Source organism: Acinetobacter sp. RF15B, from assembly GCF_007558235.1.
Classification (GTDB): Bacteria; Pseudomonadota; Gammaproteobacteria; order Pseudomonadales; family Moraxellaceae; genus Acinetobacter; species Acinetobacter lwoffii_C.
Genome location: NZ_VLSR01000007.1, coordinates 74,368 through 100,667, shown reverse-complemented (window position 1 = coordinate 100,667; position 26,300 = coordinate 74,368). Strand labels below are relative to the sequence as shown.

At 46.1% G+C, this 26,300-nt stretch carries 21 protein-coding genes and 1 pseudogene; 12 read left to right on the top strand and 10 right to left on the bottom strand.

Annotation, left to right across the window (positions count from 1 at the left end; translation table 11 throughout):
* Nucleotides 1–28 precede the first annotated feature (28 nt).
* The 5 genes and pseudogenes from E2K74_RS07355 to E2K74_RS07335 form a co-directional block, all read right to left on the bottom strand.
* A complete protein-coding gene (locus E2K74_RS07355; protein ID WP_151206917.1) occupies nucleotides 29–1,399 on the bottom strand; it encodes a phosphomannomutase CpsG in 1,371 nt (456 codons plus the stop codon).
* A 344-nt stretch (nucleotides 1,400–1,743) separates the two neighbouring features.
* Nucleotides 1,744–2,607, bottom strand: coding sequence for a metal-dependent hydrolase (locus E2K74_RS07350; protein ID WP_151206916.1), 864 nt, complete (start codon nucleotides 2,605–2,607; stop codon nucleotides 1,744–1,746).
* A gap of 15 nt (nucleotides 2,608–2,622) precedes the next feature.
* Nucleotides 2,623–3,861: an NADH:flavin oxidoreductase/NADH oxidase family protein gene (locus E2K74_RS07345; RefSeq protein WP_151206915.1), complete on the bottom strand. Its 1,239-nt coding sequence runs from the start codon at nucleotides 3,859–3,861 to the stop codon at nucleotides 2,623–2,625.
* Nucleotides 3,862–3,889: 28 nt separating this feature from the next.
* Nucleotides 3,890–4,141, bottom strand: a pseudogene (locus tag E2K74_RS07340) (acetoacetate decarboxylase); the annotation flags it as partial.
* A 44-nt stretch (nucleotides 4,142–4,185) separates the two neighbouring features.
* On the bottom strand, nucleotides 4,186–4,989 hold the full coding sequence (locus E2K74_RS07335; protein WP_151206914.1) for an SDR family NAD(P)-dependent oxidoreductase: 804 nt from the start codon (nucleotides 4,987–4,989) through the stop codon (nucleotides 4,186–4,188).
* 114 nt (nucleotides 4,990–5,103) lie between these two features.
* Here E2K74_RS07335 and E2K74_RS07330 point away from each other — a divergent pair, with 114 nt between their 5' ends.
* Nucleotides 5,104–6,162, top strand: coding sequence for an AraC family transcriptional regulator (locus E2K74_RS07330; protein ID WP_151206913.1), 1,059 nt, complete (start codon nucleotides 5,104–5,106; stop codon nucleotides 6,160–6,162).
* Between the two features lie 397 nt (nucleotides 6,163–6,559).
* Here the strand turns inward: E2K74_RS07330 and E2K74_RS07320 are convergent, their stop codons facing one another.
* The 4 genes from E2K74_RS07320 to E2K74_RS07305 all read right to left on the bottom strand — a co-directional run bounded on the left by E2K74_RS07320 (nucleotide 6,560) and on the right by E2K74_RS07305 (nucleotide 9,944).
* Nucleotides 6,560–7,414: a copper resistance protein B gene (locus E2K74_RS07320; RefSeq protein WP_151206912.1), complete on the bottom strand. Its 855-nt coding sequence runs from the start codon at nucleotides 7,412–7,414 to the stop codon at nucleotides 6,560–6,562.
* On the bottom strand, nucleotides 7,401–9,170 hold the full coding sequence (locus tag E2K74_RS07315; RefSeq protein WP_151206911.1) for a copper resistance system multicopper oxidase: 1,770 nt from the start codon (nucleotides 9,168–9,170) through the stop codon (nucleotides 7,401–7,403). The genes E2K74_RS07320 and E2K74_RS07315 overlap by 14 nt, the downstream gene beginning before the upstream one ends.
* Nucleotides 9,171–9,211: 41 nt before the next feature.
* Complete coding sequence (locus E2K74_RS07310) at nucleotides 9,212–9,619, bottom strand: hypothetical protein (RefSeq protein ID WP_151206910.1); 408 nt, start codon at nucleotides 9,617–9,619, stop codon at nucleotides 9,212–9,214.
* 124 nt (nucleotides 9,620–9,743) lie between these two features.
* On the bottom strand, nucleotides 9,744–9,944 hold the full coding sequence (locus E2K74_RS07305; protein ID WP_151206909.1) for a DUF3565 domain-containing protein: 201 nt from the start codon (nucleotides 9,942–9,944) through the stop codon (nucleotides 9,744–9,746).
* A gap of 129 nt (nucleotides 9,945–10,073) precedes the next feature.
* Here E2K74_RS07305 and gshB point away from each other — a divergent pair, with 129 nt between their 5' ends.
* The 8 genes from gshB (at nucleotide 10,074) to lpxC (ending at nucleotide 19,872) form a co-directional block, all read left to right on the top strand.
* On the top strand, nucleotides 10,074–11,024 hold the full coding sequence (gene gshB, locus E2K74_RS07300; protein WP_151204932.1) for a glutathione synthase: 951 nt from the start codon (nucleotides 10,074–10,076) through the stop codon (nucleotides 11,022–11,024).
* A 736-nt stretch (nucleotides 11,025–11,760) separates the two neighbouring features.
* Nucleotides 11,761–12,858, top strand: coding sequence for an undecaprenyldiphospho-muramoylpentapeptide beta-N-acetylglucosaminyltransferase (gene murG / locus E2K74_RS07290; RefSeq protein WP_151206908.1), 1,098 nt, complete (start codon nucleotides 11,761–11,763; stop codon nucleotides 12,856–12,858).
* A 12-nt stretch (nucleotides 12,859–12,870) separates the two neighbouring features.
* Nucleotides 12,871–14,319 carry a UDP-N-acetylmuramate--L-alanine ligase gene (gene murC, locus E2K74_RS07285; RefSeq protein WP_151206907.1) on the top strand — a complete coding sequence of 483 codons (1,449 nt, stop codon included), beginning with the start codon at nucleotides 12,871–12,873 and terminating at the stop codon, nucleotides 14,317–14,319.
* A 58-nt stretch (nucleotides 14,320–14,377) separates the two neighbouring features.
* Nucleotides 14,378–15,307, top strand: coding sequence for a D-alanine--D-alanine ligase (locus E2K74_RS07280; protein ID WP_151206906.1), 930 nt, complete (start codon nucleotides 14,378–14,380; stop codon nucleotides 15,305–15,307).
* Nucleotides 15,308–15,310: 3 nt separating this feature from the next.
* Nucleotides 15,311–16,147 (top strand): cell division protein FtsQ/DivIB, encoded by an 837-nt coding sequence (locus E2K74_RS07275; protein ID WP_151206905.1) that lies wholly within the window; start codon nucleotides 15,311–15,313, stop codon nucleotides 16,145–16,147.
* An 87-nt stretch (nucleotides 16,148–16,234) separates the two neighbouring features.
* Nucleotides 16,235–17,497, top strand: coding sequence for a cell division protein FtsA (ftsA, locus tag E2K74_RS07270; RefSeq protein ID WP_151205300.1), 1,263 nt, complete (start codon nucleotides 16,235–16,237; stop codon nucleotides 17,495–17,497).
* A 159-nt stretch (nucleotides 17,498–17,656) separates the two neighbouring features.
* Nucleotides 17,657–18,844, top strand: coding sequence for a cell division protein FtsZ (gene ftsZ, locus E2K74_RS07265; protein WP_151205301.1), 1,188 nt, complete (start codon nucleotides 17,657–17,659; stop codon nucleotides 18,842–18,844).
* 125 nt (nucleotides 18,845–18,969) lie between these two features.
* Nucleotides 18,970–19,872, top strand: a complete 903-nt coding sequence (gene lpxC, locus E2K74_RS07260) for a UDP-3-O-acyl-N-acetylglucosamine deacetylase (RefSeq protein ID WP_151206904.1) — start codon at nucleotides 18,970–18,972, stop codon at nucleotides 19,870–19,872.
* Between the two features lie 98 nt (nucleotides 19,873–19,970).
* Here lpxC and E2K74_RS07255 read toward each other — a convergent pair whose 3' ends face one another.
* Nucleotides 19,971–20,411: a DciA family protein gene (locus E2K74_RS07255; RefSeq protein WP_151206903.1), complete on the bottom strand. Its 441-nt coding sequence runs from the start codon at nucleotides 20,409–20,411 to the stop codon at nucleotides 19,971–19,973.
* Between the two features lie 107 nt (nucleotides 20,412–20,518).
* On the opposite strand from E2K74_RS07255, the gene E2K74_RS07250 reads away from it, so the two are divergent.
* The 3 genes from E2K74_RS07250 (at nucleotide 20,519) to E2K74_RS07240 (ending at nucleotide 26,274) form a co-directional block, all read left to right on the top strand.
* Complete coding sequence (locus E2K74_RS07250) at nucleotides 20,519–21,208, top strand: M23 family metallopeptidase (protein WP_151206902.1); 690 nt, start codon at nucleotides 20,519–20,521, stop codon at nucleotides 21,206–21,208.
* A 333-nt stretch (nucleotides 21,209–21,541) separates the two neighbouring features.
* Nucleotides 21,542–24,244: a pyruvate dehydrogenase (acetyl-transferring), homodimeric type gene (gene aceE / locus E2K74_RS07245; protein ID WP_151205305.1), complete on the top strand. Its 2,703-nt coding sequence runs from the start codon at nucleotides 21,542–21,544 to the stop codon at nucleotides 24,242–24,244.
* Nucleotides 24,245–24,246: 2 nt separating this feature from the next.
* On the top strand, nucleotides 24,247–26,274 hold the full coding sequence (locus E2K74_RS07240; RefSeq protein ID WP_151206901.1) for a 2-oxo acid dehydrogenase subunit E2: 2,028 nt from the start codon (nucleotides 24,247–24,249) through the stop codon (nucleotides 26,272–26,274).
* Nucleotides 26,275–26,300: the final 26 nt, after the last annotated feature.

Below are 26,300 nucleotides of genomic sequence, written 5' to 3'. Positions count from 1 at the left end.
AAATGGGAGCCATAAAGCTCCCATTTTTTTAACCCTGAATCAGCTGGGTCAGTTCATCAATATAACTTTGCATCGGGCGTGGATTTTGATCACGGCGGCTTTCAATATTTAAACGCAATAAAGGTTCAGTATTGGATGCCCGGACATTAAAACGCCAGGTACCAAAATTTAGACTGACTCCGTCGGTTTGATCAATTTCAGGTTTTTGTTCAGCATAATGTTCAAAGATTTTTTGGATCGTGGCCTGAGTATCTTCGACTTTAAAGTTAATTTCTCCGCTACACGGGAATTTGGCGATCATCTCTTCCACCAGCGAAGAAAGAGATTTTCCGGTTTCCGAGACAACGCTGATGGCGAGCAACCAGGGAATCATGCCACTATCACAGTAGGCAAAATCACGGAAATAGTGATGGGCACTCATCTCACCGCCATAGACTGCGTTGTGTTCGCGCATCACATCCTTAATGAAAGCATGGCCTGATTTAGACTGGATTGCAGTCCCTTGATACTGGTCGACCACATCAAAGGTATTCCAGACCAGACGCGGGTCATGCACAATTTTTTCACCCGCCTGTTTGAGTAAAAAGGCCTGTGCCAGTAAACCGACAATATAATAGCCTTCAATAAACTGGCCTTTTTCATCAAAGAGGAAGCAACGGTCAAAATCCCCATCCCAGGCAATCCCCATATCTGCCGCATGGGCTATGACTGCATCACGAGTACTGGCACGGTTTTCCACCAGAATTGGATTGGGAATACCATTGGGAAAGTTGCCATCAGCTTCATGATGGATCTTGATAAATTCAACAGGAATATTGAGCGCTTTAAACTTGACTTCAAGGGCATCAATCACATGGCCTGCAGCCCCATTGCCGGCATTGACCACCAGCTTCATCGGACGGAGACTGGCCGGATCAATATAAGTCATCAGGTGATCGATAAATTCAGGCAGAATATTGTATGTCTGAACCGTGCCCTTGGTCGCAGTTTCAATAAACTGGTTGCTCTCGGCCAGCGCTTGAATGTCTTTTAGGCCGGTATCTGCACTGATTGGACGAGCATTTTCACGTACCAGTTTCATGCCGTTATAGTCCATCGGATTATGACTGGCGGTGATTTCAATCCCACCCTGTACATCCAGATGGAACGCGCCAAAGTAGACTTCTTCCGTGCCGGTCATCCCCAGATCCAGCACATTGACCCCTGCATCATTTAAGCCACGGATGGTCGCCTGTTTTAAGTCTTCGCTGCTTAAGCGGATATCGCAACCTACCACCACTGTGTCAGGTTGATAAATCTGTCCATAGGCACGACCGATTTTATAGGCGATTTCGGTATTCAGTTCAGTCCCTAATTTGCCGCGAATATCATAGGCTTTGAAACAGGTCAGTTTAGTCATTTCTATATTCTCCATGGAAAGAAAAAGGCCAGTTTCTTGTACGAGAATAATAAATTTTCATACTGGGCCATCTTGGTCGCATTGATATTTATAGTTCCATAATAAGAGAAGAAAAAATAAAGTTTCATACTCAGACAAGAAATCAATAGTTAAATTCTTCGAAGAGCGTTCATTCTATCTCTATTTTTTCTGGAAGTTCACCATGCTGAGCTAATTTTAAAGAATAAGAAGTGATATTGCCTTGATTGATCACCGAATCAATACTCATCCAAGTCATACAATAGCTTGAGTTGATCCGTATAAACCTTAAGAAAAAGAGCCTTCTTAAGGCTCTCACTGGCTGACTAGCTTCCCATTTTTTTCAAAAAGTTCAAAGCCTGCTGTGTATTCCCTTCGTTCAAGGGGGAGTGCTTGGGATTAAAATAGCGCATACCTGCTTTCAATAACATCTGGGCTTTCGGTACACGGTCTTGACGTGCAGCCCGTAAATAATCGCGGATTTTAAATGGTTGAGGAAATTCAGTATCTTTCTCCATAATTTGATAAATACCCAGGATGGCGAGTATCGAAAAAAGTGGAAATATAAAAACGGCTGAAGCTGTTCGCAATGTAATGCTATTGCTCATAGATCTAAACATGGCATCAGCAACTTCGCGGTGTTCGACTTCCTCTGCACCATGCCACTGTAATAACCTAAACAGTTCAATTTCTATCGCAGATTTTTCAAGGGTTTCCGCATTTAATACCCAGTGACCCAACACACCCGTTATATGTTCAGCGGCTGCAACCATCCCTAAACGGGTTTTTAACCAGTGTTTTTTTAATTTTTCATTTTTAAGTTTGATCCCCAAGGGATTAGAACCGATCATGTCATCAAAAATCCAGTCGAGCAGTTTCAGATAATCCTGTAAATGCTGTTCAACGATGTGCAACTGGCGATTGACCAAGGTATGACCGTAGCTATGGCTGGCTTCTTGTTTGATAAAGGCAATGGCTGCTTGTTTGAGTTTTTCATCTTGAATATAAGGCAAAGCCTCACGAAAAGTCTGACAGAACCAACGCTCAGGTGCAGGTGTGATGGGATGAATCACATTCAATATATTGGATGCAATCGGGTCATCCTTGATCCAGTGTAAAGAGCTTTTGGAAAAATCAAAAGCTGGACGTCTGGGGGTAATGCTATGCGTTTCGCTAATCAGACTTTTCATGGTGAAGTCCTTTTATTATTTTTGCGTAAGGATATTCAGTCCCATTTGAGGACCAAAGCGTAGGAATGTTGGAATCAAACCCTTACTGCCTTTGGGGTTTAAACCCTGGCTGATCCGCTTAAATTGCATCGCATGCCAAGCCAGCTGTAAATAAGCATCGACAGGTTTATAACCAATAGAGGGTACACTGGTTTGAGCTTGTACCGATTCACCTGCCAACACCTGTTTTGCCAAATCCGGTTGCATTGCAAAAGGGCGTGCCATACCGATCAAATCAACGATATTTTCGGCAATCAGTTGCTGCATGGTACTGTTTTGACGGATTCCACCCGTAAGCATCAAGGCAAGCTGACTTTGCTGCCTTAATGCTTTTGCATAATCAATAAAATAAGCATCTCTTTGTGCCTGACGGTCCGCTGCATAACCCAATTGTGCCGGTGATTCATAATTCCCGCCTGAAATTTCGAGAAGATCAATGCCTTCTGCTTCCAGAGCTAATGCAATTTCTAAAGATTCCTGTTGGCTTAATCCACCTTTTTGAAAATCTGCGGAATTCAGTTTGACGCTTAAAATCCTGTCAGCGCCAATTTCCTTACGAACGGCTCGTACAGTTTCAATCAGGATACGACGACGATTTTCAGCAGTCCCGCCCCATTGATCGGTCCGTTTATTTGCCAAGGGGGATAAAAATTGCGAAATCAGATAGCCATGCGCTGCATGGACTTGCACACCGTCAAAGCCTGCTTGTATCGCCAATTTTGCAGTTTTAGCAAAGCGTTGAATCTGTTCTAAAATTTCAGCTTCGCTCATGGCTTTTGGAATACGGATAATATTCATTGCAGGCAGGTTTAAACCTACAGCTGATGGGGCAACAGGACGTTTCAGCAAAGGTAACACCGCAACACGCCCGGGATGGTTAATCTGCATGATGATTTTGCCACCATTGGCATGTACTGCTTTTACCCATAAGCGATATGACTGCAAATGTTGATCATTTTCAAGAATGACATTACGTGGCTCAACCAGACCTCGATGGTCAATCATGACATTCCCGGTGACCAACAGACCTGTACCGCCTCTTGCCCATACCGCATAGAGTTGCTGTAAATCGGTAGTCGGTACCCCAAAACGATCAGCCAATTGCTCACTCATGCCTGCTTTTGCAATACGGTTTGGAATGCTGATCCCACATGCCAGTTTTAACGGTTGGGCCAGAACATTAACTTCTACATTTTCTTTTGCATGCTGATTCATAAAATTCACCTGTTTATAGTCGTTTTTTTCAAAGAATACGTGGGTTAAATTGTCGTAGTAAAAACAGCGGTGTTCTTAAGCGTGGCAGCTGGATTGGTGGAATGAAACCACCCGCTAAGTCCACCCGGTGCAAGCGTGCCTCCACCACATTTCCCAATCCCATATCATGCAATGGGTCATTCTCATTGCCATTGAATTGGAGCTGCATTTTGACTTGGCGGACTTCAATAGGATGTTCGATGGGAGTAAAACGGATTTCTTTGGGAATGCCTAAGCCTAAACGGGCCAATGCCAAAGGCGTTTTTATATCCTGAATAAACTGCTTCATGATTTTAATCTCGAAAAAACGTGTTTGAGAATTGGCAATAAGATCACGCGGGGGGTATAACGCCCGCCAACAGTTTGGACTTGAGCCAGTAAGCCCGGAATCACAATACGTTTATTACAGCGCATGCCCTCAATGGCCTGTTTTGCCACGTGTTCAGCACTGACCCACACCAGTTGACCACCGACCCCCTCAATTTTGCTGATGCCTGCTATTTCGGTAAATTCTGTACGGGTCGGTCCCGGGGCAAGTAAAGTACAACTGACACCGGTGCCTTTTAGTTCACTATGTAATGATTCAGCAAATGAGTTTGCAAAGGCTTTGGTTGCTGCATAAGTTGCGTTGGCCGGTGTGGGTTGATGTCCAGAGGTTGATCCTACAATTAAGATTGCACCTGATTTACGTGCAATCATTTGAGGGAGTACAGCGATGGTTAAATCATGGACGGTGACGGCATTGACTTCTACTTCTTCTGCTTCACGTTCAGGATCAAGTTCTTGTAATGCACCAAAGGTCGCAAAGCCTGCGTTATTACATAAAACTGAAACCTGAATGGTAGTTAAAAACGCCTTCAATTTACTTCTTGCCTGACGATCAGCCAGGTCACATGGGTATAAATCGACTTCGACGGCGTGTTTTTGTTTCAGGCTGTGGGCCAGTTGTTCAAGCTTGTCAACGCGACGAGCCACCAGAAGCAATGAATAACCCATTTTTGCAAATTGTTTGGCCAGCTCCTCACCAATCCCTGATGAAGCACCGGTAATCACCACTCTAAAATCTGAATTTGCTTTTGGCAGTGCCATAAGAATATCTCTTCAAAATAATAGATAGAGTATTCATCGAACAGAACTTGAGCGTGAGATGGACTTGAGCCATACTACTGATCAATTTGGGACAAAAAAATTAAAAGCAAAAAGATGAAAGATCCTTTTCTTCTAAATAGTGCCAGTATTCCAGTTTCCTATGCTGTTATTTTGCTTGAAATCATGGCGAAGAAAGGGATAGACAGTACCGACCTGCTCAGAAAAAGTAGAATTCCACACCAAGCTTTACTACAGGATAGAATTACCCCGAGACAATGGTCACGATTGGTTTGGGAAAGCCTGCAACTCACTGATCATGATGGGCTGGGTTATGAATATGGGGTAGCACTTCGGTTGACAGCTCATGGTCCTATGGGATTTGCCCTGATGAGTTGTGCGAATTTAAAACAGGCCATTGAGCTGGTTTTACAGTTTTTTACGATGCGTTTGCGACATTATCAAATTACTTTTCATGAGAACCCAAATCAGTCTTCTTTAGAAATTACAGAATTACATCCTGTCATGGCGAGTCAGGCGGAGCAGATTTTTATATTAAGACGTTTTTTTTATGAATGCATAATGATTGGGGCTGTACAGGCTGCTAAGTTTCTAACACATGAGGATTATTCAAAAGTAGGTATAGACTTTGACTGGTCTGAACCCAACTATCATGCTAAATACCGGCAGATGCTGCCCACTATTCAATTTAATCAGCCGAATAATATGATTCATTTTGAAACGGAAATGTTATATGTGCCAATTTACATGGCAGATCCAATTGCCTATCAGCAAGCATTGCAACAATGTAAAATCGAGCAGCAATATTTCGTCCTGAAAATCAGTGACATAACTTTACAAGTAAAGTCTAAACTCATTTTAACGCCAAGAAAAGGTTATCCAAGTTTAGAGGAAATTGCAGAAAGTATGGCGGTTTCAAGTCGTACACTTAAACGAAACTTACACAATGTAGGGACAACCTATTCCAGTCTTTTGGATGAAATTAGATTACATGATGCAAAAGACTTACTGACGAAAAGTGATATGAGTATTCAGCAAATTGCCGAATATTTAGGTTATGAACAACCCACCAATTTTACACGTGCTTTTAAAAAATGGGTGGGGATTTCACCTTCGGAGTTTAGAGAAACTAAGCATTCTTTGATATCTATATGACTGGTACATTTGAAAGCTAGGCAAAAGCGAGCCGGGCCATTTAATCAGACATTGCTTCATTCTATCTTTTCTATTGCACGTAGGGCATTGAGAGTATTTGAATATGTGCCTTGGACTACAAGTTTAGGTGTTATTGAATTATGTGTATCCACTAAAAAATCGCTGGTCATGATTTGATCGTGCTTCTCAAATCTAGGGTGAGGGATTCCAATCGACTCAGCAGTATGATCATGAGCCTAAGTAGGATCGAAAGTTTTGACAGTCTCATAAGCGCGCAGCGAATAGCGCTAGGTTCACAGCAATCTAATTTAAAACCTTATTAAAACAAGTGAAAGCTGTGAACTTCGCGGAAATCGTTGTGCTACTTCACTCAGGTTAAATCCTTCACCTGATGGCTTTAGAAGATCATTCTCAGGCCTGCGCCATACCACCAGCCTTGTTCCGAGTCTGTACTCTCCTGACAGGCTGTTTTGTCATCTCCCTTAGCGTACTGATAGGCAATATCTACATAGGGCATGACTTTTTTATTGATTTCATACCGGGTCTCCAGCCCAAGAACTGCGTGACTTAGGCCAGTCTTTTTGGCATTACGTGCCTGATCCTGCAGCACCACATCCAGTTCGGCATAAGGTTGTATAATCAGCTTCTGGCTGAGTAGCAGATCACGCGTTGTTTCTAGGCTGAGACCGACAAAATCATCTTCGCCAATATACAGATATGCATCGGTTTCAAAAAAATAGGGCGCCAAGCCATGCAAGCCAAAGACAGCATCCAGACGTTCTACCTGCTGGCCTGTAGAAGGAGCAGCCAGATTTTCCTGACGATAGCGTACGCCGGCCTGAGCATCCCAGAAGTCTGAAATATTGCGACTATATAAAGTCTTGACATCATATTCAGCCTGTGCAGATTCGGCCTTGTCTGCATGGAGCTTGAGTACCAACTTGTTTTCATCAGTCCCGATCCGTAGTTCGTTGTCTGATTTTAATGCGCCATCCCCATCTGAGTTCAGTTGCCATTTCTGGTCCAGTACAAGCCGGCTATAAATCTGCCCACCATGTTCTTGACGGTGATCATGTGTGCTATCCGAAGCGTTGACCGCCGGCTGCCTTTCGGGTTGCTGCGGTGAGATGACTAGAGGAGTATGAGCTGTCTGCCCGTGATGATGAGGTTCATTGGCTGCCATGGTGGTGAAACTGGCCAAGCTAAGGGCAGTGCTTAACATAGATCTTAACAAGAGGTTAGTGGTGTGCATGGTTCTCTCCTTGCTCGGCTGCCAGTTTAACTGTGGACTTCGGGGAAGCAGGGGGCGCTGATGCTGTGGTGTCATCGACCTGCGCCACAATCAGCTTGTTCATCATCCCGGCGCTCATGTGATAGAGCAGATGGCAATGAATTGCCCATTCTCCCAGTTCGTCAGCAGTTAATAAGGTGGTCACCGTTTTTCCTGGCGGTACGACTACCGTATGTTTGTTGGGCATCATCGAGGAAGACTGGCCATTTTCCAGCTGCATAAACATGCCATGTAAATGCATGGGATGCGCCATCATGCTGTCATTGATAAATTTCAGGCGGATCCGTTCACCAAACTTGACCTGCAGTGGTTCAGCCTCATTGAACTTCTTACCATTGATGGTCCAGATATAGCGCTCCATCGTTCCACCCAGACGAATGACCAGTTCACGCTCTGCGGGGCGGGTATCCGCTTGGGGAGTCAGGGCTTTTAAGTCACTATATTGCAAGGCTTTATGTCCAACAGGGGTAGAGGCATTGGCCCAGCCATACACCGGTTGTGATTCTGGGGCAGAAGCCGGAGCATCATGATGTTGGCTGTGTTGGCTGTGTTGGCTGTGTTGGCTGTGTTGATCAGCGTTAGCTGCAGTATGTTGCATAGACGAGTGTTCACTGCCTTGCATGTTGCTGTGTTCCTGGCCATGCCCCATATCTTCCATTGTGAGTAAAGCGCGTGGGCGTGAAGCTGGCAGATGCATCGCTGTATTGGCTGGAAATGCAGCATTATGCAGGCTACCAATCGCAAAACCAGAACGGTCAATAGATTCAGCCTCAATCTGGTAATGGGCAGCTGTAGGCTCGACCACCACATCATAAGTCTCTGCCGTGCCGATACGGAATTCATCGACTTCTACTGGCTGTACCGGTTGGCCGTCTGCACTGATCACAGTCATTTTCAGATGCGGAATACGCACATCAAAGAAAGACATGGCGGAGGCATTGATAAAACGTAGCCGGACTTTTTCATTCGGTTGGAATTGTCCGGTCCAGTTTTGTTGCGGGGTTTTTCCATTGACCAAAAATGTATAACCTGTGACATCTGAAAGATCGGTTTTTAGCATGCGCATCTGGTTCCACATTTTGCGGTCCGACCAGGTTGCTTTAAGGCCATCACGTTTGACCTGTTTCCAGACATCGCTCAGGATTTCACGCTGGTTTTGATAATACTCGGCCGATTTTTTCAGGTTATTCTGAATTTGCTGGCTGCCCTGTTCATGAAAGTCTGACAGCATGACTACATATTCGCGTTCGTTTTTTTCATGTGCAGGAAGCGCTGTTTGGGCTTGGGAATAAATCACCAGAGCACCATATAAGCCGTCCTGTTCCTGACCTTTGGAATGGGCGTGATACCAGTAAGTACCATGCTGGCGAACCTTAAAGCGATAGGTAAATTCCTGCTTGGGCTTAATGCCCTGAAAACCGTTAAATCCAGGCACACCATCCATCAGGCCAGGCAAAAGCAGCCCATGCCAGTGAATCGAGCTATCCTGATGTTTCAGGTTGTTTTTGACATGAATCACTGCGTCATCGCCTTCTTCAAACTCAAGCAGTGGCGCAGGAAACTGGCCATTGACACTAATCCGCTGCACGGTTTTACCCGTGAGATTGACCGGACTTTCATCAATCACCAGATGATATTCTTTCACGGCTGCAAATATGGCAGACGGCGACATCAGCGAGATGCCCAGACACAGGTATTGGGAAAATTTAATCAACATAACTTTATCCTTCATTTAATAAAAAATTTAAAAAATCAGGATCAAGCTTTGGGTGGACGTAAAATTTCCTGCCAGTAACCGGCGAGATGCTGGGCGCTATAAATGGGGAGGGCGGTTTTTTCTGCGAACTGGATATTAAAGCTATGCAGTTCAGGCGGATGCATATTTAAGCCCGTGATCAGGCTTTGACAGGCACTATAGCCACAATCCAGACAATCCTGGTGCGTGGCGATTCCAGAGTCACAGTGGCTTGAGGCAAAGGTATGCGGTTCATGAGCTGAATCCAGAAACTCATGATTGGCTGCCATTGGCATCGTATGGGTGGTGGTTTCAGCAGGCGAGATCAGGTGCATGGTTTTGGTCGATGCTACCGACACGCCGCTCCAGCCGATGGCAAATACCATCAGCAGCATCAACCAGAGCTGTTTTACAAACCGTGTGCCGAACATTGACCTTATCTTGCTGCATACTGAAGCCATAAAAGCATAAGCATAGTTCTGCAAATTAGCAAATCTGGAATTGCATGATTTTTGTGAGCATGGGCTAGAGAGGGGGGAGCTTTAGGCTTTTCTCTTAAGCCATTGAATCGGTTTCCTCACACTTTTTACAGTCTAAGAGCAGCCCCAGCTTTTCCTGACGGCCCTGCTCGGTCATTACCCAGGGACGGTTTTGCCAGGGAGGATTGTGGCGTATATGCTGCCCATGCCCACATGCTAGTTCTGCCACCCAGTGATGATCTTCATCCAGGTGAAAGCCGATAATTGCCTGCTGCATTGTTACTTTCCTTTTATCCCAAGAACTCTTTGTATTTATACAAAACAAGTCATGCAAAATCACCATAAACAAAAGAATTCACACAGGCTATACTGCTCGCCAAGTCATTTTTAAAAAGAGCATAGACACATGCGCGTACTTGTTGTGATGGACCCCATCGAAAATGTAAACCTGAAAAAAGATTCCACTATGGCGATGCTATGGGCCGCGGCACGTCGTGGGCATGAATTAGGGTATGCATTACAGCAAGATTTATATATCGATCAGGGAAAAGCCTTTGGCCTGATCGCGCCATTACAGGTGTTTGAAGACTATGGGCACTATTATGAGCTGGGCGAAAAACAAAAAGAATCGCTGGCCAGCTATGACGTGGTGTTAATGCGTAAAGACCCGCCATTCGATATGAACTTTGTTTATACCACCTATATTCTGGAGCAGGCAGAACGTGAAGGGGCGTGGATTATCAATAAGCCCCAAAGCTTACGTGACTGTAATGAAAAGCTGTTTGCGACCCAGTTCCCGGAACTGCAGGTTCCTACCTTGGTGACGTCACAGCAAAGTCTGATCCGTGATTTCCTGAAGCAGCATGTGGATGTGATTGTAAAACCGCTAGACGGGATGGGAGGCACCGGGATTTTCCGTCTTTATCAGGATGGGATTAATATTGGCTCAACCATTGAAATGCTGACCAATAATGGCACCCAGCCGATTATGGCACAGCGCTATATTCCGGAAATTGTCGATGGTGATAAGCGTATTCTAATGATTGATGGTGAACCGGTACCGTATTGTCTGGCCCGTATTCCACAAAATGGGGAAGTGCGCGGTAATCTGGCTGCAGGCGGCCGTGGAGAAGCCCGCCCACTTACGGACCATGATAAGGCCATTGCAGCGAAAGTTGGTCCATTCTTACGTGAAAAAGGACTGGTTTTTGTTGGACTGGATGTAATTGGCAATTATGTCACAGAAATTAATGTCACCAGTCCCACCTGTATTCGTGAGATTGATGACCAGTTTGGCACGTCGATTGCGGACGATCTGTTTGCCGTACTTGAAGCCGGTCAGGCCAGTCAAATTTAAATGCGAATCTAGGAACTTAAAAAGAGCCTGAAATCAGGCTCTTTTTTTATTGGGCAGAGCGCTTAACTCACCCCACTAACCGCAGCGTTGTTAATATGCCTAGAAGGGGTAAGACTAGCTGTAATTATGGGCCCTGTTAAAATTCAGTGTATCCGGTGGGCGGATGCGTTTTAAAATAGCGGGTGCGTATACAGCAAGGCTAAGAAATCCGATCCCTTCAATAAAGCGGAAAAATTATAAAGCTGCGGTTGGTTGAATCCGGCGAGAAACCGGCCTGAGTAAAGCTCCAGCCTAAATCCTGTTGAGGGATGGGAATGACTGCAGAAAGTTTGCCTAAGCAATCGAGGAGTGAGTTGAGAAAAACTGATGACGTATGAAGAACATGAAGTGTGAACGAAATTTATATCTTTTTAAGCCTTAGCGCAGCAAGTCACTAGGACGACAAAGAGGATCAACTGTCCAGAGAAAACCTTGCAGAACCAAGTCATCGTCTCTTTATACCTATAACTCTCTTCGTCAGAAAATAGTTTAAAATGATCATGATACTTCACTGAAGTCTAGGAAAAAGTGCAGACCTGATAATAAAACTAGTTTAAACTTTCAATTCGCATGAAAAAAACAATTAAAGGCGTGTTGAAATAAAGTAAATATCCTTTCAAGGCCTGACGATTGTGATTACAATTGATTGCTTAAAATCAGATTTCCTGTTCCATTTTTAGTATTGAAGAATTAGACCGTGACTGACGCTCAACAAAAACAGCCTAAACATGTCATGATGATGGCCGCAGGTACGGGTGGACATGTGTTTCCAGCGTTAGCCGTTGCAAAAGATTTACAACAACAAGGCATTCAAGTGTCTTGGTTGGCGACCCCGGCAGGCATGGAAAACCGTCTATTAAAAAATCATCACATTCCTATTTATCAAATTGATATTCAAGGGGTACGTGGTAACGGTTTTGTTCGTAAAGCCCTGGCACCTTTTAAAATTTTAAAAGCTACTTTAAGTGCCATGCAGCATATGAAGCGTCTGAAAGTCGATGCAGTCGCTGGCTTTGGCGGCTATGTGGCCGGACCGGGGGGACTGGCGGCACGTCTTCTGGGGATTCCGGTGCTCATTCATGAACAGAATGCGGTCGCTGGCTTTACCAATACTCAATTATCGCGTGTGGCGAAAACTGTATGTCAGGCCTTTCCCGAGACTTTCCCGGCACAATCCAAAGTGGTAACCACAGGCAATCCGGTACGCAAGGAAATTACCGAAATTTTAAATCCGTCCTGGCGTTATCAGGAGCGGGAAAAAGCCGGTCAGCCGCTACGGATTCTGATTGTTGGCGGCTCTTTGGGGGCACAGGCCTTAAATGAGCGGGTACCCGAGGCCCTGAAACAGTTGCAGATGCCTCTAAACATCTATCATCAGTGTGGCCAGAATCAGGCCGAGGCGACCCGGGCACGTTATGCCGATGCACCGGCTCATCTGCAGGTTGACGTCCAGCCTTTTATTGAAGATATGGCCCAGGCCTATAGTGATGCCGACCTGATTATCTGCCGTGCGGGGGCCTTGACGGTAACGGAAATTGCAACTGCCGGTGTGGCGGCGATTTTTGTGCCATTACCAAGTGCCGTTGATGACCATCAAACTGCAAATGCAAAATTCCTGGCCAATCTGAACGCAGCTAAAATCTGTCCGCAGGCCAGTATGACGCCAGAAAGTTTAACAACCTTATTAGAGTCGATGCTGAACCGTCAGTTATTGATGGAGATGGCGGTCAAAGCACGTTGTCAGGCTCAACCCGATGCGACCCAACAAGTGGTCCGTTTCATTCAAGAATTGTAATCCGAGTAAATTATGTCTCCAACCACGCCAGCTGAACAAGCAAAGAAATTAATTAAAGTGCCGGAAATGCGCCGTATCAAACACATACATTTTGTGGGGATTGGCGGTGCAGGCATGTGCGGGATCGCGGAAGTACTCAAAAACCAGGGTTATAAAGTCTCCGGTTCAGATATTAAAGCGTCTAAAACCACCGCTCAGCTGGAAGAAAATGGCATCAAGGTCTATATCGGCCATACAGCGGACAATATCAAGGGTGCCAATGTCATCGTGGTGTCTACAGCGATTGACCAGGAAAACCCGGAAATTAAGGCGGCGATTGAGAATCGTATTCCGGTAGTGCGCCGTGCAGAAATGCTCGGGGAACTGATGCGTTACCGTCATGGGATTGCAGTCGCAGGTACCCATGGCAAAACCACCACCACCAGTCTGATTACCTGCATGCTGGCTGAAGAAAACATGGACCCGACCTATGTGATTGGCGGTCTGCTGAACCGTACGGGGGTCAATGCTGCTTTGGGTGCGAGCCGTTATATCGTGGCAGAAGCAGATGAATCAGATGCCTCTTTCCTGCATCTTGAGCCAATGGCAGCCGTTGTGACCAATATTGATGCCGACCATATGGATACGTATGGGGGCAGTTTCGATGTGCTCAAAGATACCTTTATTCAGTTCCTGCATAAGCTGCCATTTTATGGTCTGGCCGTGGTGTGTGGCGATGATGCCAATATCCGGGAAATCATGCCGCGTATTGCGCGTCCGGTGCTGACTTATGGTTTTAATGAAGATAACGACATTCGTGCAGTCAATGTCAATCAGGACGGGATGCGTACGCATTTTACCGTATTGCGTAAAGACCGTGAACCTTTAGACGTTACCGTCAATCAGCCCGGTCTGCATAATGTCTTGAATGCCTTGGCCGCGATTGGTATTGCAACGGACGAGGGGGTCTCTGATGCTGCAATTTGCCGTGCTTTGGAAGGGTTTAGTGGAGTCGGTCGGCGCTTCCAGGTGCAGGGTGCATTTGAGATCGACGGTGGTGATGTCCAGCTGGTCGATGACTATGGTCACCATCCCAAAGAAGTGGAAGCCACCATTAAAGCTGCACGTCAAAGCCACCCGGACCGCCGTCTGGTCATGATGTTCCAGCCGCACCGTTTTAGCCGTACCCGTGACTGCTTTGATGACTTTGTCGATGTATTGTCACAGGTCGATCAGCTGTTATTACTGGATGTCTATCCTGCCGGAGAAAAGCCGATTGTGGGGGCTGACAGTCGTGCCCTGGCGCGCAGTATCCGTTTACGCGGTGAAGTTGAACCAATTTTAATCGATACGGTTGAGGGGAATCTGAGTCAGGTGATGAACAAGGTCTTGCAAGCAAATGACTTGTTATTAACCCAAGGCGCAGGTAATGTGGGAGCCATCTCGCTCGAACTTGCCCAGAATCATTTATATGTAAAATAATCCGTCTGATGTGGCGAGATTGAATAGATCAGATTGAAAAAAGTTTAAGGATATAAACGTGTCAAATGCTTCAAAATTTGGAAAAGTAGCCGTATTGCTGGGTGGTAAATCTGCAGAGCGTGAGGTTTCTCTAGATAGTGGTACAGCTGTATTTGAGGCACTTGTGCGTTCAGGTGTTAATGCTGAGCGCTTTGATCCGCAGGAACGTAGCATCACAGAGCTGGTCAATTATGATCGTGCTTTTATTGTGCTGCATGGCCGCGGTGGTGAAGATGGTCAGATTCAGGGTGCGCTGGAATGGTTAAATGTGCCTTATACCGGCACAGGGGTGCAGGGTTCTGCCATCGGTATGGACAAGGTCAAGACCAAGCAGGTCTGGCAGGGTTCGGAGCTGCCGACAGCACCTTATCGTATTGTGACCAAAGACTCGAATCCTGAAGAAATTGTGGCAGCTTTGGGTCTGCCGCTGATTATCAAGCCGGTGCATGAAGGCTCCAGTATCGGCATGAGTAAGGTCGAAAAAATTGAAGACTTTAGCGAAGCTATTGTGAAAGCGACTGAGCACGATGCAGTGGTCATGGCAGAAAAGTGGATTACAGGACGTGAATTTACCATTGTTTTGCTCAATGGACAGTCTCTGCCAGTCATTCGCCTGCAGCCTCCTAAGGATGTGGCTTTTTACGACTATGAAACCAAATATAACCGCAATGATGTGGAGTATGGCATTCCGTGCGGCTTGACAGAAGCAGAAGAGCAGAACTTGCAGGTGCTGGCACTTCGTGCTTTTCAGGCAGTGGGTGCAAGCGGCTGGGGACGTATTGATGCGATGCAGGATGAACAAGGCAATTTCTGGTTGCTAGAGGTGAATACTGTCCCGGGCATGACCAGCCATTCTCTGGTGCCTAAAGCAGCAGCAGCAGTCGGCTACAGTTTTGATGAGCTCTGTGTCGCGATTCTGGAACAGACTTTAACCGGTGCGGCATACTAGACTATGGCTCAACTTCCTGCATCCATGCGCCGTAAACGTGCTGCGATTACGTCAATTCACGATAAGCCACCAACGCCCAAAGAAAAGCTGACCAACTTCGGAGGCTGGGTATTCTTGTTGGTGGCATTGGTGGTCTTGGCTTGCGGGATTTTTGGGCTGTATAATGTAATGACCCATGCCGAAACTGCTGAACTGAAGGTGGCCGGCACCCGTTCAGCGGCTGAGGAACGCCAGGTCATGCAGCATATTGCACCCTTGATGACCGAAAACTACTTTAGTTCAGATCTGGAGAAAATCCGTGATCAGGCCTTGGAACTATCTTGGGTCGATCGGGTGGTGGTCTCACGTGCCTGGCCGGATGCCATTCGGGTACGGGTCATGCCGCATCATGCGATTGCGCGCTGGGGTACCGGACGTCTGCTGAGTGACAGTGGTATCATTTTCTCGGAAGTCACGCCAAAAAATTATTCTGAGTTACCGTTGCTGCATGGGCCGTCTACACATGCCAATACCATGATGCGCCGTTATAATGAAATTAATCAGTTATTCTTACCCCAGGGTATTCGTCTAAAAGAACTCTACTTAACTGAACGAATGACCTGGTTTATGCAATTTGATTCCGGCTTGCGCGTCATTGTTGACAAAGACCAGACCATGAGTAAGCTGCAACGTTTGAGCCAGTTGGCTCAGAGTGACTTAAAGCCGGTGTGGTCCAGAATTTCTGCCATCGACCTGCGCTATCGTAATGGATTGGCTATTCAGTGGAAAAATTCGTCACCCCCTAAAATTGTAAATGGTGACTTTATTGTAACCATTAATGACACGGGCGTTGAGAATTAGGTCACACTAAAGCCATAATGATCGGCTTTAAAAATTAGAGGCCTTAAAGCCATAAATCTAACAAACACGTAATGGTAGTAGTTAATAATGAATGAAGCTGTTCCCTCGGTTGTGGCGATTGACATTGGGACACACAAAGTTTCAGTTTTGATTGGTAAGGTACATGCGCCAGACAATATCCAAGTTATTGGTATGGCGACCGCTCGTAACCGAGGCATGAATAAAGGGAAAATTGTTAGTCTCGATAAAGTCATTACCGCCATTAAAAACGCCGTACAAGAAGCAGAAGATATGGCCGAATGTCGTGTCCACTCTGCCTGGGTCTCAATTCCGAGTGCGGAATTAAAAAGTTTTTATGCATCAGGCCGTACGAATATCGATAATAGCGAACACTCGATTACCACCAGCGAAGTAGTGCGGGCGCTAGAACTGGCCAAAGCCAGTCATGTCACCTCAGACTATTATCTGGTCAGTGCGGTGCCGCTCGGCTTTGAGCTAGATGATTCCCCGGAATGGGTACTGAATCCGATCCGTATGTCTGCACACAAAATGGTCGGACATTACCATTTAATGATGTTGCCAATCAGTACTATGCAGAATATTGATCGCGCGTTAAAAGGGGCCAATATTGGTGTAGAAAAAATGGTGATTTCATCTTTGGCGACAGCTGAAGCCAGTCTGCTTAAGGATGAAAGAGAATATGGCGTATGCTTGGTAGATATTGGCGCAGGAACCACCAATATCGCCGTCTATCTGGATGGGCGTCTGGCTTTAACGCATACCTTCCAGCGTGGCGGAGAACATGTTACCCGTGACATTGCTGCCGTATTGCAAACTACCACGGAAGAAGCCGAACGCCTTAAATTGTTATATGGCTGCGTGGATCTGAAAGTGGTGAAGCCGGAACATATGATCCAGTTCCAGGGGATTGATGGCCCGCAGACCATTAGTCGGATTGAACTGGCAGAAATTATTATTGCACGTTATGAAGAAATTATAGGCATGGTTCGCGAGGAACTGGTGAATAGCGGTGCATTACAAGGCCTGTATCATGGTGTGGTACTAACCGGAGATGCCAGTCATATTGAAGGCATGGTGAGTTTCGTCCGCCGCAGTATGGGCGTCTCAGCGCATCTGGGTAATCCGCCAGTCCAGGTTTATGCCGATGAGCAGCATCAGGCTGCACTACGCCGTTCGCAATATGCCTCGGCAGCAGGTTTGCTGATGTTTAGCCAGAGCGATACGCAAGATACCATCGTTGAACCGGACGAAGCAGAACAATTATCACTGGCACGACGTGTCAAAAGAGCTTGGTTTGGTTTTAACGATACTTTGAAGTCTATTTTTTAAGTCGACTTTTTTTGTGAATATTGTTGAGAAGTTGTAGCTAATCGGGCAGATACTTGACAAGTTTAAGCTTGAGCAGCATTCTTAAAAACAATTTTATTAAGATTAAGGCAGTGTACGGGCTTAGTGACTGCCAATTATGAATTAGGAATTTTATAGGTCATGGCCTCATTTGAATTTTTTGAAGACGATCATAGTGATAGCAATGGTCAAGCCCGTTTCACTGTATTTGGTGTAGGTGGCGCGGGTGGTAATGCTGTTCAGCACATGTTGCAGTCAGATATCCAGGGCGTAAAGTTTGTTTGTGCAAATACAGATAAGCAGGCGCTTGACCGCATGGAAGCCGAATTCAAGATTCAGCTGGGTGAGCAAAGTACCCGAGGTCTTGGTGCTGGTGCAAATCCGCAAGTCGGCCAGACAGCAGCAGAAGAAAGCCGTGAACTGATCCGTCAGCAGCTTGAAGGTACCGATATGGTATTTGTCACAGCCGGGATGGGCGGTGGTACAGGTACGGGTGCAGCACCGGTGGTGGCTGAGATTGCCAAAGAAATGGGTATCCTGACGGTAGGTGTGGTGACCACGCCCTTTAACTTTGAAGGTAAACGCCGTCTGCAATCTGCCGAAAAGGGTATTGAAGCGCTAGAGCAGCATGTAGACTCCCTGATCATTATTCCCAACCAGCGTCTATTGAAAGTCTTCCGTGATATTTCAATGAAAGATGCATATAAAAAAGCCGATGATGTCCTGCTCAATGCAGTACGCAGTATTTTTGATTTAGTGGTACGTCCAGGTCACATTAACCTTGACTTTGCCGACTTGAAAACCGCTATGAGCACCCGTGGTTATGCCATGATGGGTGTCGGGCTGGGCCGTGGCGAAAACCGTGCACGTCAGGCAGCAGAGCAGGCAATCCGCAGCCCATTGCTTGACAACGTGACGATCATGAATGCTAAAGGCATCCTGATTAACGTGACTGGTGGGGATGATGTAACCTTCGGTGAAATCGAGGAAATCACAGATGTAGTGAACCAGATCGTTGATCTGGACGAAGGTCAGGTATTTTATGGTACGGTATTTGATCCGGATGCGCGTGATGAAATTAGTGTGACTGTGATAGCAACGGGTTTAACACGTAACTCTGCTGACTCGGTAGAACCGGTAAAACGTAGCACGGCACAGGCTACACGCCCAAATGCTGCGCCACAGGCTGTAGTTGAAGATGATGATGTTCCTGCGATTCAGCGCCAGCATCAAGAAGGAGCGGCAGTGGTGAATACTTCTTCAGTTTCCAGTCCACGTCCTACCCCAATGAGTATTCAGGATTATCTTAAAAATCAACAGCGTAAGTAACATGTAACATTATGTGTTTACGATGTTTGCACATAAAAGGTGGCTTTTAGGCCACCTTTTGTTTTTTATCAATGGCCAAATATGCTAACGTATAGCGGTTTTGTTGATGAACAGATGAAAGAAGCATGTTGAAACAGCGTACCCTACAACGTATCGTGAAAGCGAGCGGAATCGGTCTTCATAGTGGGCAGAAAGTCATGATTAACTTTGTGCCACACTATGCCGATGGGGGAATTGTGTTTCGTCGTATTGACCTGAATCCGCCGGTCGACATTCCTGCTGATGCTTTATTAATCCAGGAAGCCTTTATGTGTTCTAACCTGGTGCAGGAAAATGCCAAGGTGGGCACGATTGAACATGTGATGAGTGCCATTGCGGGGCTGGGAATTGATAACTTGATTATTGAAGTTTCAGCTTTCGAAGTGCCAATTATGGACGGAAGTGCAGGACCTTTTATTTATCTGCTCATGCAGGGCGGTCTGCAAGAACTGGATGCGCCAAAGAAGTTCATCAAGATTATCAAGCCAGTAGAAGCTTTGCTGGATGATAAACGGGCAGTTTTTAGTCCACACGAAGGTTTTCAGCTGAATTTCACCATTGATTTTGATCATCCTGCCTTTAAAAAAGAGCATCAGTCTGCCAGTATCGATTTCTCCACAGAAACCTTTGTCTATGAAGTTAGTGAAGCGCGTACTTTCGGCTTTATGAAAGATCTGGACTATTTGAAAGCCAATAATCTGGCACTTGGTGCCAGCCTGGAAAATGCCATTGGTGTAGATGATACCGGGGTGGTTAATGAAGAAGGCTTGCGTTTCTCGGATGAGTTCGTGCGTCACAAGATTCTGGATGCAGTGGGAGACTTATACTTGCTGGGGCATCAGATTATTGCCAAATTCGATGCTTATAAATCTGGCCATGCCTTAAATAATCAGCTTTTACGCAATGTAAAAAGCGATCCAGGTTGCTATGAAATTGTAACATTTGATGACGCAACTCAATGTCCAATCCCCTATGTCCAGGTCACATAAGTCGTTGTCTTTATGTTAGTGTGTAAAAAAATAATAATGCTATTGTGATGGCGGTCACATGAATTTCAGCGACAAAATTATTACATTTAATTGCGATGTTACTTTTTATTGCTTGCCAAACGTAACAAAGCTTGGCTAAGCTTAGGGTCGCTTATAAAGTCGGCAGCATTACGAAGTAATTCTTGTGTTTCCGGATTTAAAGTTTTTTTAGATTTCTCTAGTACCGGCTCCGCTTGCACAGGACTTCGCAGGCAGACCTGAATTTTAGTTAAATCTTTTAATTCATTTATTTGAGAGAGTTGTGAAACATACTGTTTTTGAAGATAAGCCAGTTGACTGATCATGGCTTGGTTCTCTCCAGTAATTGTTAACACACCATTTTGATAGCAAGCAACTTGCCATTGTTCCGGTTGAGGCAATAAGGGTTGTATGAGTTTCGTAAGTTTCTGCCATGCAGTTACTTGGGTTGAGAGAAACGTAAAGTTTCCTGTTTTGATCTGTTTTCTTGTTTTTTGAAAGACGTTGACGGGTTCTGACATATACATAATTCCTACATGTTTATGGCTTAATCTTATGCGCTTCTTAAAGTGGATATCAAGGAAGAGAGCTTCAAGAAACTCGATTAAGCAGTTTAGAGAGGTTTTTTATGCATACGCGACGTATTTTGTTGGCATTTTCTTTAGCGGCATCGGCTGCTTCGGTAGCATTCGCAGACTTGGTGGACTTAAGTCAGGAAAATAGCTCAACAGATCGTATCGAGCAATTGACGCGTACTCTTGCACAGGGCACTTATACTCATCCAGATGACATTGATGTTCCTGCTCAGACCAAATTAAATATTCAGCTGCGTGAAAAGCCTGTCGAGCTGAATAATCAAACCATTGCACAAAAATATGGTCGCTCTTCGGCTCCATCCAGAGCAGCTTCTGTCAGCAATCCGTATTCCTGGTTAATTGCCCATCCCCTTCCAAATGCACGTGTAAGCTCAAACTATGGCGGTCGTACCATGGGAGGGCGTGCTGAAAATCACTCAGGTTTAGATTTGGCAGCGCCAAGCGGTACACCCATTTATGCCACAGGTCCGGGTATTGTGACCAAATCAGGCTGGGGTACAGGCTATGGTCAATATGTGGAAATTAATCATGGCAATGGTTACCTCACTCGTTATGCACACGCATCGCGTCTGATTGCACGCGTGGGAGATCGCGTAACAGCAGGTGAACATATTGCAAACGTTGGCTGTACAGGTCGCTGTACGGGTCCGCATTTACACTATGAAGTGGTTAAAGACGGTCAGCGTAAAAATCCATCTACTTATTTGGCAATGTTACCTTAAGTCTTTGACTCGATTGTTTTAGCTTAATCTGACTTACAGTTCGTTCTGCCTCCAAAAAGCGGTTAGCTCTCAAAGTTCTTCAATATATAAATCGAATTGAGGAAACTTTAGGCTCATCGCTTTTATGTTTTATATTATCATCTGAGATGATACGTGCAGTATATTAAATGCACGTTATTGGCCATTTTTTGTTGTATTGTGTAATAAAACGTCAATAGGTATTTAGCTGCTAAATAGTAGCTCTAGGGCGCATTCAGCTAGGGCCATACCTGCCCAAGTCTAAATTATGATACATATAAGTAATTAGGTTAGGCTTTTAGGAACGGTAGAATTATGGCGTTTTATGGCGATACAGACGCGCAAGAAACCCAAGAATGGCAAGAGGCTTTTGATTCGGTTTTACAACATGTAGGCACCGAGCGCGCAGCATTTTTATTAGAAAAACTTTATCAGCGTGCAATTGCAAAGCATGTTCCTATCCAGCGCTTGAATACTCCTTATTTAAATACGATTTCGGTGGAAGAACAACCTGCCATGCCGGGCGATGCGGACATGGAGCGTCGTATTCGGGCCCTGATTCGCTGGAATGCGCTGGCGATGGTTTTACGTGCCAACAAGAGTGGTGATGACCTGGGTGGCCACTTGGCCAGTTTTGCTTCCTCAGCAACTTTGTATGATGTGGGCTTTAACCATTTTTTCCGTGCCAGCAGTGACCACTTTGGCGGCGACATGATTTATTACCAAGGCCACTGTGCGCCTGGTATTTATGCGCGTTCTTTCCTGGAAGGCCGGTTGACTGAAGAGCATCTGAATAACTTCCGCCGCGAAGTGGGCGGTATTGGTTTACCGAGTTATCCTCATCCGTATTTGATGCCAGATTACTGGCAGTTCCCGACCGTCTCGATGGGGCTGGGGCCAATCATGTCCATTTATCAGGCACATATTCAGAAATACCTGATGAACCGGGGGCTGATTAAAGAAGAAGACCGTAAAGTGTGGGCTTATCTAGGCGATGGTGAAATGGATGAGCCGGAAAGCTTAGGCGCAATTTCTCTGGCTGGTCGTGAAAAACTGGACAACCTGATCTGGGTGGTGAACTGTAACCTGCAACGCCTAGATGGTCCGGTGCGAGGGAATGGCAAGATTATTCAGGAGCTTGAGTCGCTATTCCGCGGTGCAGGCTGGCGTGTAATTAAAGTCGTGTGGGGCCGTCACTGGGATCCATTACTAGCGAAAGATAAATCTGGTGCACTGAAAGCCGTGATGGAAGAAGCGGTGGATGGCGATTTCCAGCGCTACCAGGTAAAAGGTGGTGCTTATGCACGCGAAAAGTTCTTTGGTAAATATCCAGAAGCTAAAGAGCTGGTGAAAGATTTAAGCGATGAAGATATTGATAATCTGAACCGTGGCGGTCACGATCCGTACAAAGTTTTTGCCGCTTACGCTGAAGCATGTACTGCCAAAGGTCAGCCGACCGTGATCCTGGCGAAAACCGTAAAAGGTTATGGCTTGTCAGAGGAAATCGAAGCGGTTAATAAAACGCATCAAATCAAAAAGATGCAAATCAATTCTTTGAAATATGTGCGTGACCGTTTCAATCTTCCTTTCACTGATGAACAGCTGGAAGAAGTGCCGTTCTATCGCCCAAGTGAAAACTCTCCTGAAATCAAATATATGAAGGCTCGTCGTGAAGCGCTGGGTGGTTATCTGCCTGCACGTCGCAAGGATAGTGAACAACTGGCGATCCCTGAGCTTTCCGTATTTGATTCGGTGCTGGCGGGTTCAAATGGCAAAGAACAATCCACTACGATGGTTATGGTGCGTTTAATCTCTGCACTTCTGAAAGAAAAAGCAATTAAAGACCGCGTGGTACCAATCGTACCGGATGAAGCACGTACTTTTGGTTTGGAAGGCATGTTCCGTCAGTTGGGTATTTATGCGGCACATGGTCAGAAATATACTCCGGAAGACCAAGAACAGCTAATGCATTACCGTGAAGCCAAAGACGGTCACATGTTGCAAGAAGGGATTAACGAAGCCGGTGCCATGAGTGCCTGGGCAGCTTTGGGCACCAGTTATTCAACCAATAACCTGCCAATGATTCCGATGTACATGTACTACTCGATGTTTGGTTTCCAGCGTATCGGTGATATTGCCTGGGCGGCAGGCGATGCACAGGCACAAGGGTTCTTGCTGGGTGCTACCGCAGGCCGTACCACACTGAACGGTGAAGGCTTACAGCATCAGGATGGTCATTCACACATTCTGGCCAGTACCATTCCAAACTGTGTTGCTTATGACCCATGTTTCGGTTATGAACTGGCTGTGATCGTGCATGACGGTTTGAAGCGTATGTATGTGAATCAGGAGCGTGTGTTCTATTATCTGACCGTGATGAATGAGAACTACGAGCATCCTGAAATGCCGCAAGGTGTGGAAGAAGGAATCAAGCGCGGTATGTACCTGCTTGAGGAAGACGAGAAAGCCACTGTACAGCTGCTGGGTTCTGGGGTCATTCTGCGTGAAGTGATCAAGGCAGCGAAGATTCTGCGTGAGGAATACCAGATTCATTCCAATGTTTACAGCGTGACCAGCTTTAATGAGCTTGCCCGTGATGGCATGGCCTGTGAAGAATACAATCGCCTGCATCCACTGGCAGAAGAGACCAAAGAGCCATGGATCTCCAAACAGTTGCGTGGTACAGACGGTATTGTCGTTTCAGCAACCGACCACATGCGCGCATATAGCGAACAGATCCGGGCTTATCTTCCAGATAACCGTCCATTTGTTGCTTTGGGTACCGACGGTTATGGTCGTTCCGATACGCGTGCCAATCTGCGTAGTTATTTCGGTGTCGATGCGGCTCATATTGTGGTCGCAACCTTGAAAAAACTGGCGGATGAAGGCGAAGTTGATGCACGTTTAGTGAAAGATGCGATTTCCAGCTTTGAACTTGATACCGACCGTCCGGTCGCTTGGGCACCACAGATCACGCCTGAGTTACATCCTGTGGCTGACTATAAAGAGGAGAACTAAGCATGCAAATTACGACTCCTGATATTGGGGTGGACAAGGCAACGGTTGCCGAGATTCTGGTCAAAGTAGGGGATAGCATTGCAATTGATGAAAGTATTGTTTTGCTGGAATCTGATAAAGCCTCGGTGGAGGTACCCAGTACTTCAGCGGGAATAGTTAAAAATATTCTGGTGAATCAGGGTGATGAAGTTACTGAGGGTACTCTCCTGATTGAACTAACCGCAGAAGATGAGGCTTCAAATGTGGTTGAGTCGCAAAAAGCCGATGCTACTCAAAAAACTTCAGAAAATACCCCAACCTCTTTGCCGGATCAAGAGATCATGCAGGAGCTGGCATCGCATCAGCCAAAAACGTCTGCTACGCCTGAGGCTCAAGCAGGCTCGGAAGTGGTCGATGTTCAGGTTCCAGATATTGGTGTAGAAAAAGCCACTGTCGGTGAGATCTTGGTGTCTGTCGGCGACCAAATTGAGCTCGATCAAAGCATCGTGGTGGTGGAATCAGACAAGGCAACAGTTGAAGTACCCAGTACGGTTGCAGGCACAGTAGAGTCCATCGACATCAAAGAAGGCGACACGATTAAAGAAGGGGTGGTGATTCTGAAAGTGAAAACTGCGACTTCGGCAGCGCAGGCACAGACAGAAGCACCTCAAGCCGAAGTCACTCAACCGGAAACTCAGGAGAAAGCCGTCGAAGCGCCGCAAACTTCAGCAGCACCTGCTGGTGATGTAGAAGTGATGGTGCCTGATCTGGGTGTGGAACAGGCAGCTGTGGCTGAAATTCTGGTTCAGGTCGGTGATACAGTTGAAAAAGACCAGAGCATCATCGTGGTTGACTCGGACAAAGCCACAGTCGAGGTGCCAAGCACTGCCGCAGGCACGATCAAGGCCATTCATGTTGAGCTGGGGCAAAATGTCTCTGAAGGCATTGCACTGCTGACGATTGAAGCTGAAGCACCAGCAGAAGCTGCTCCTGTTGCAGCCAAGGCAGAAGTAGCAAAAGCAGCAGAAGAATCAAAAGTGCCTGCTACAAATGCAGCACTGACACCTGCGGCATCTTCTAATCAAGCAGTCGCGACGTCTGATAATGCAGACAAGCTGACCAAAGAACAGAATGCTGCCAATGCTCAAGTTTATGCAGGTCCTGCTGTACGCAAGTTGGCACGTGAATTGGGCGTGGTGTTGGCCGATGTCAAGGCATCCGGTCCGCATGCACGTCTGATGAAAGAAGACCTGGTGGCTTATGTGAAAATGCGTTTGACTACGCCACAAACCGCTTCAGTTGCGCCAGCTGCTGCCGTGGCGTCTGGCTTACCAAAGCTGCCAAGCTTTGATGCTTTCGGCGGGGTAGAAGAGAAGGCGCTGACGCGTTTACAGCAAGTATCTATTCCACAGTTGTCACTCAACAATTATATTCCGCAAGTGACGCAATTCGACTTGGCTGACATTACTGAACTTGAAGCATGGCGTAATGAACTGAAAGGCAACTTTAAGAAAGAAGGTTTAAGCCTGACTATTATGGCATTCATCATCAAGGCAGTAGCACACCTGCTACAAGAAGAGCGCGAGTTTGTAGCTCACCTGTCAGATGATAGCAAATCGATATTGCTGCGTAACGAAATTCATATGGGGATTGCGGTCGCCACCCCTGAGGGCTTGACTGTACCTGTGCTGCGTCATCCGGAGCAGAAATCCATTAAGCAGATTGCAGTCGAGCTTGGTGAGCTGAGTCAGAAAGCCCGTGACAAGAAGCTGTCTCCAAAAGACTTGCAGGGGGCAAACTTTACCATTACCAGTCTAGGCTCAATTGGAGGTACGGCATTCACACCATTAGTCAACTGGCCGCAGGTGGCTATACTGGGGATTTCTCCAGCTACCATGCAGCCGGTCTGGAACGGAGAAGGTTTTGATCCACGCCTGATGTTACCGTTGTCATTATCCTATGATCACCGTGTGATTAATGGTGCAGATGCCGCCCGTTTTACCCATAAGCTGACCAAGTTGTTAAAAGATATTCGTACTCTATTACTCTAGAGCATAGCTTAAAACACTAACCCTGC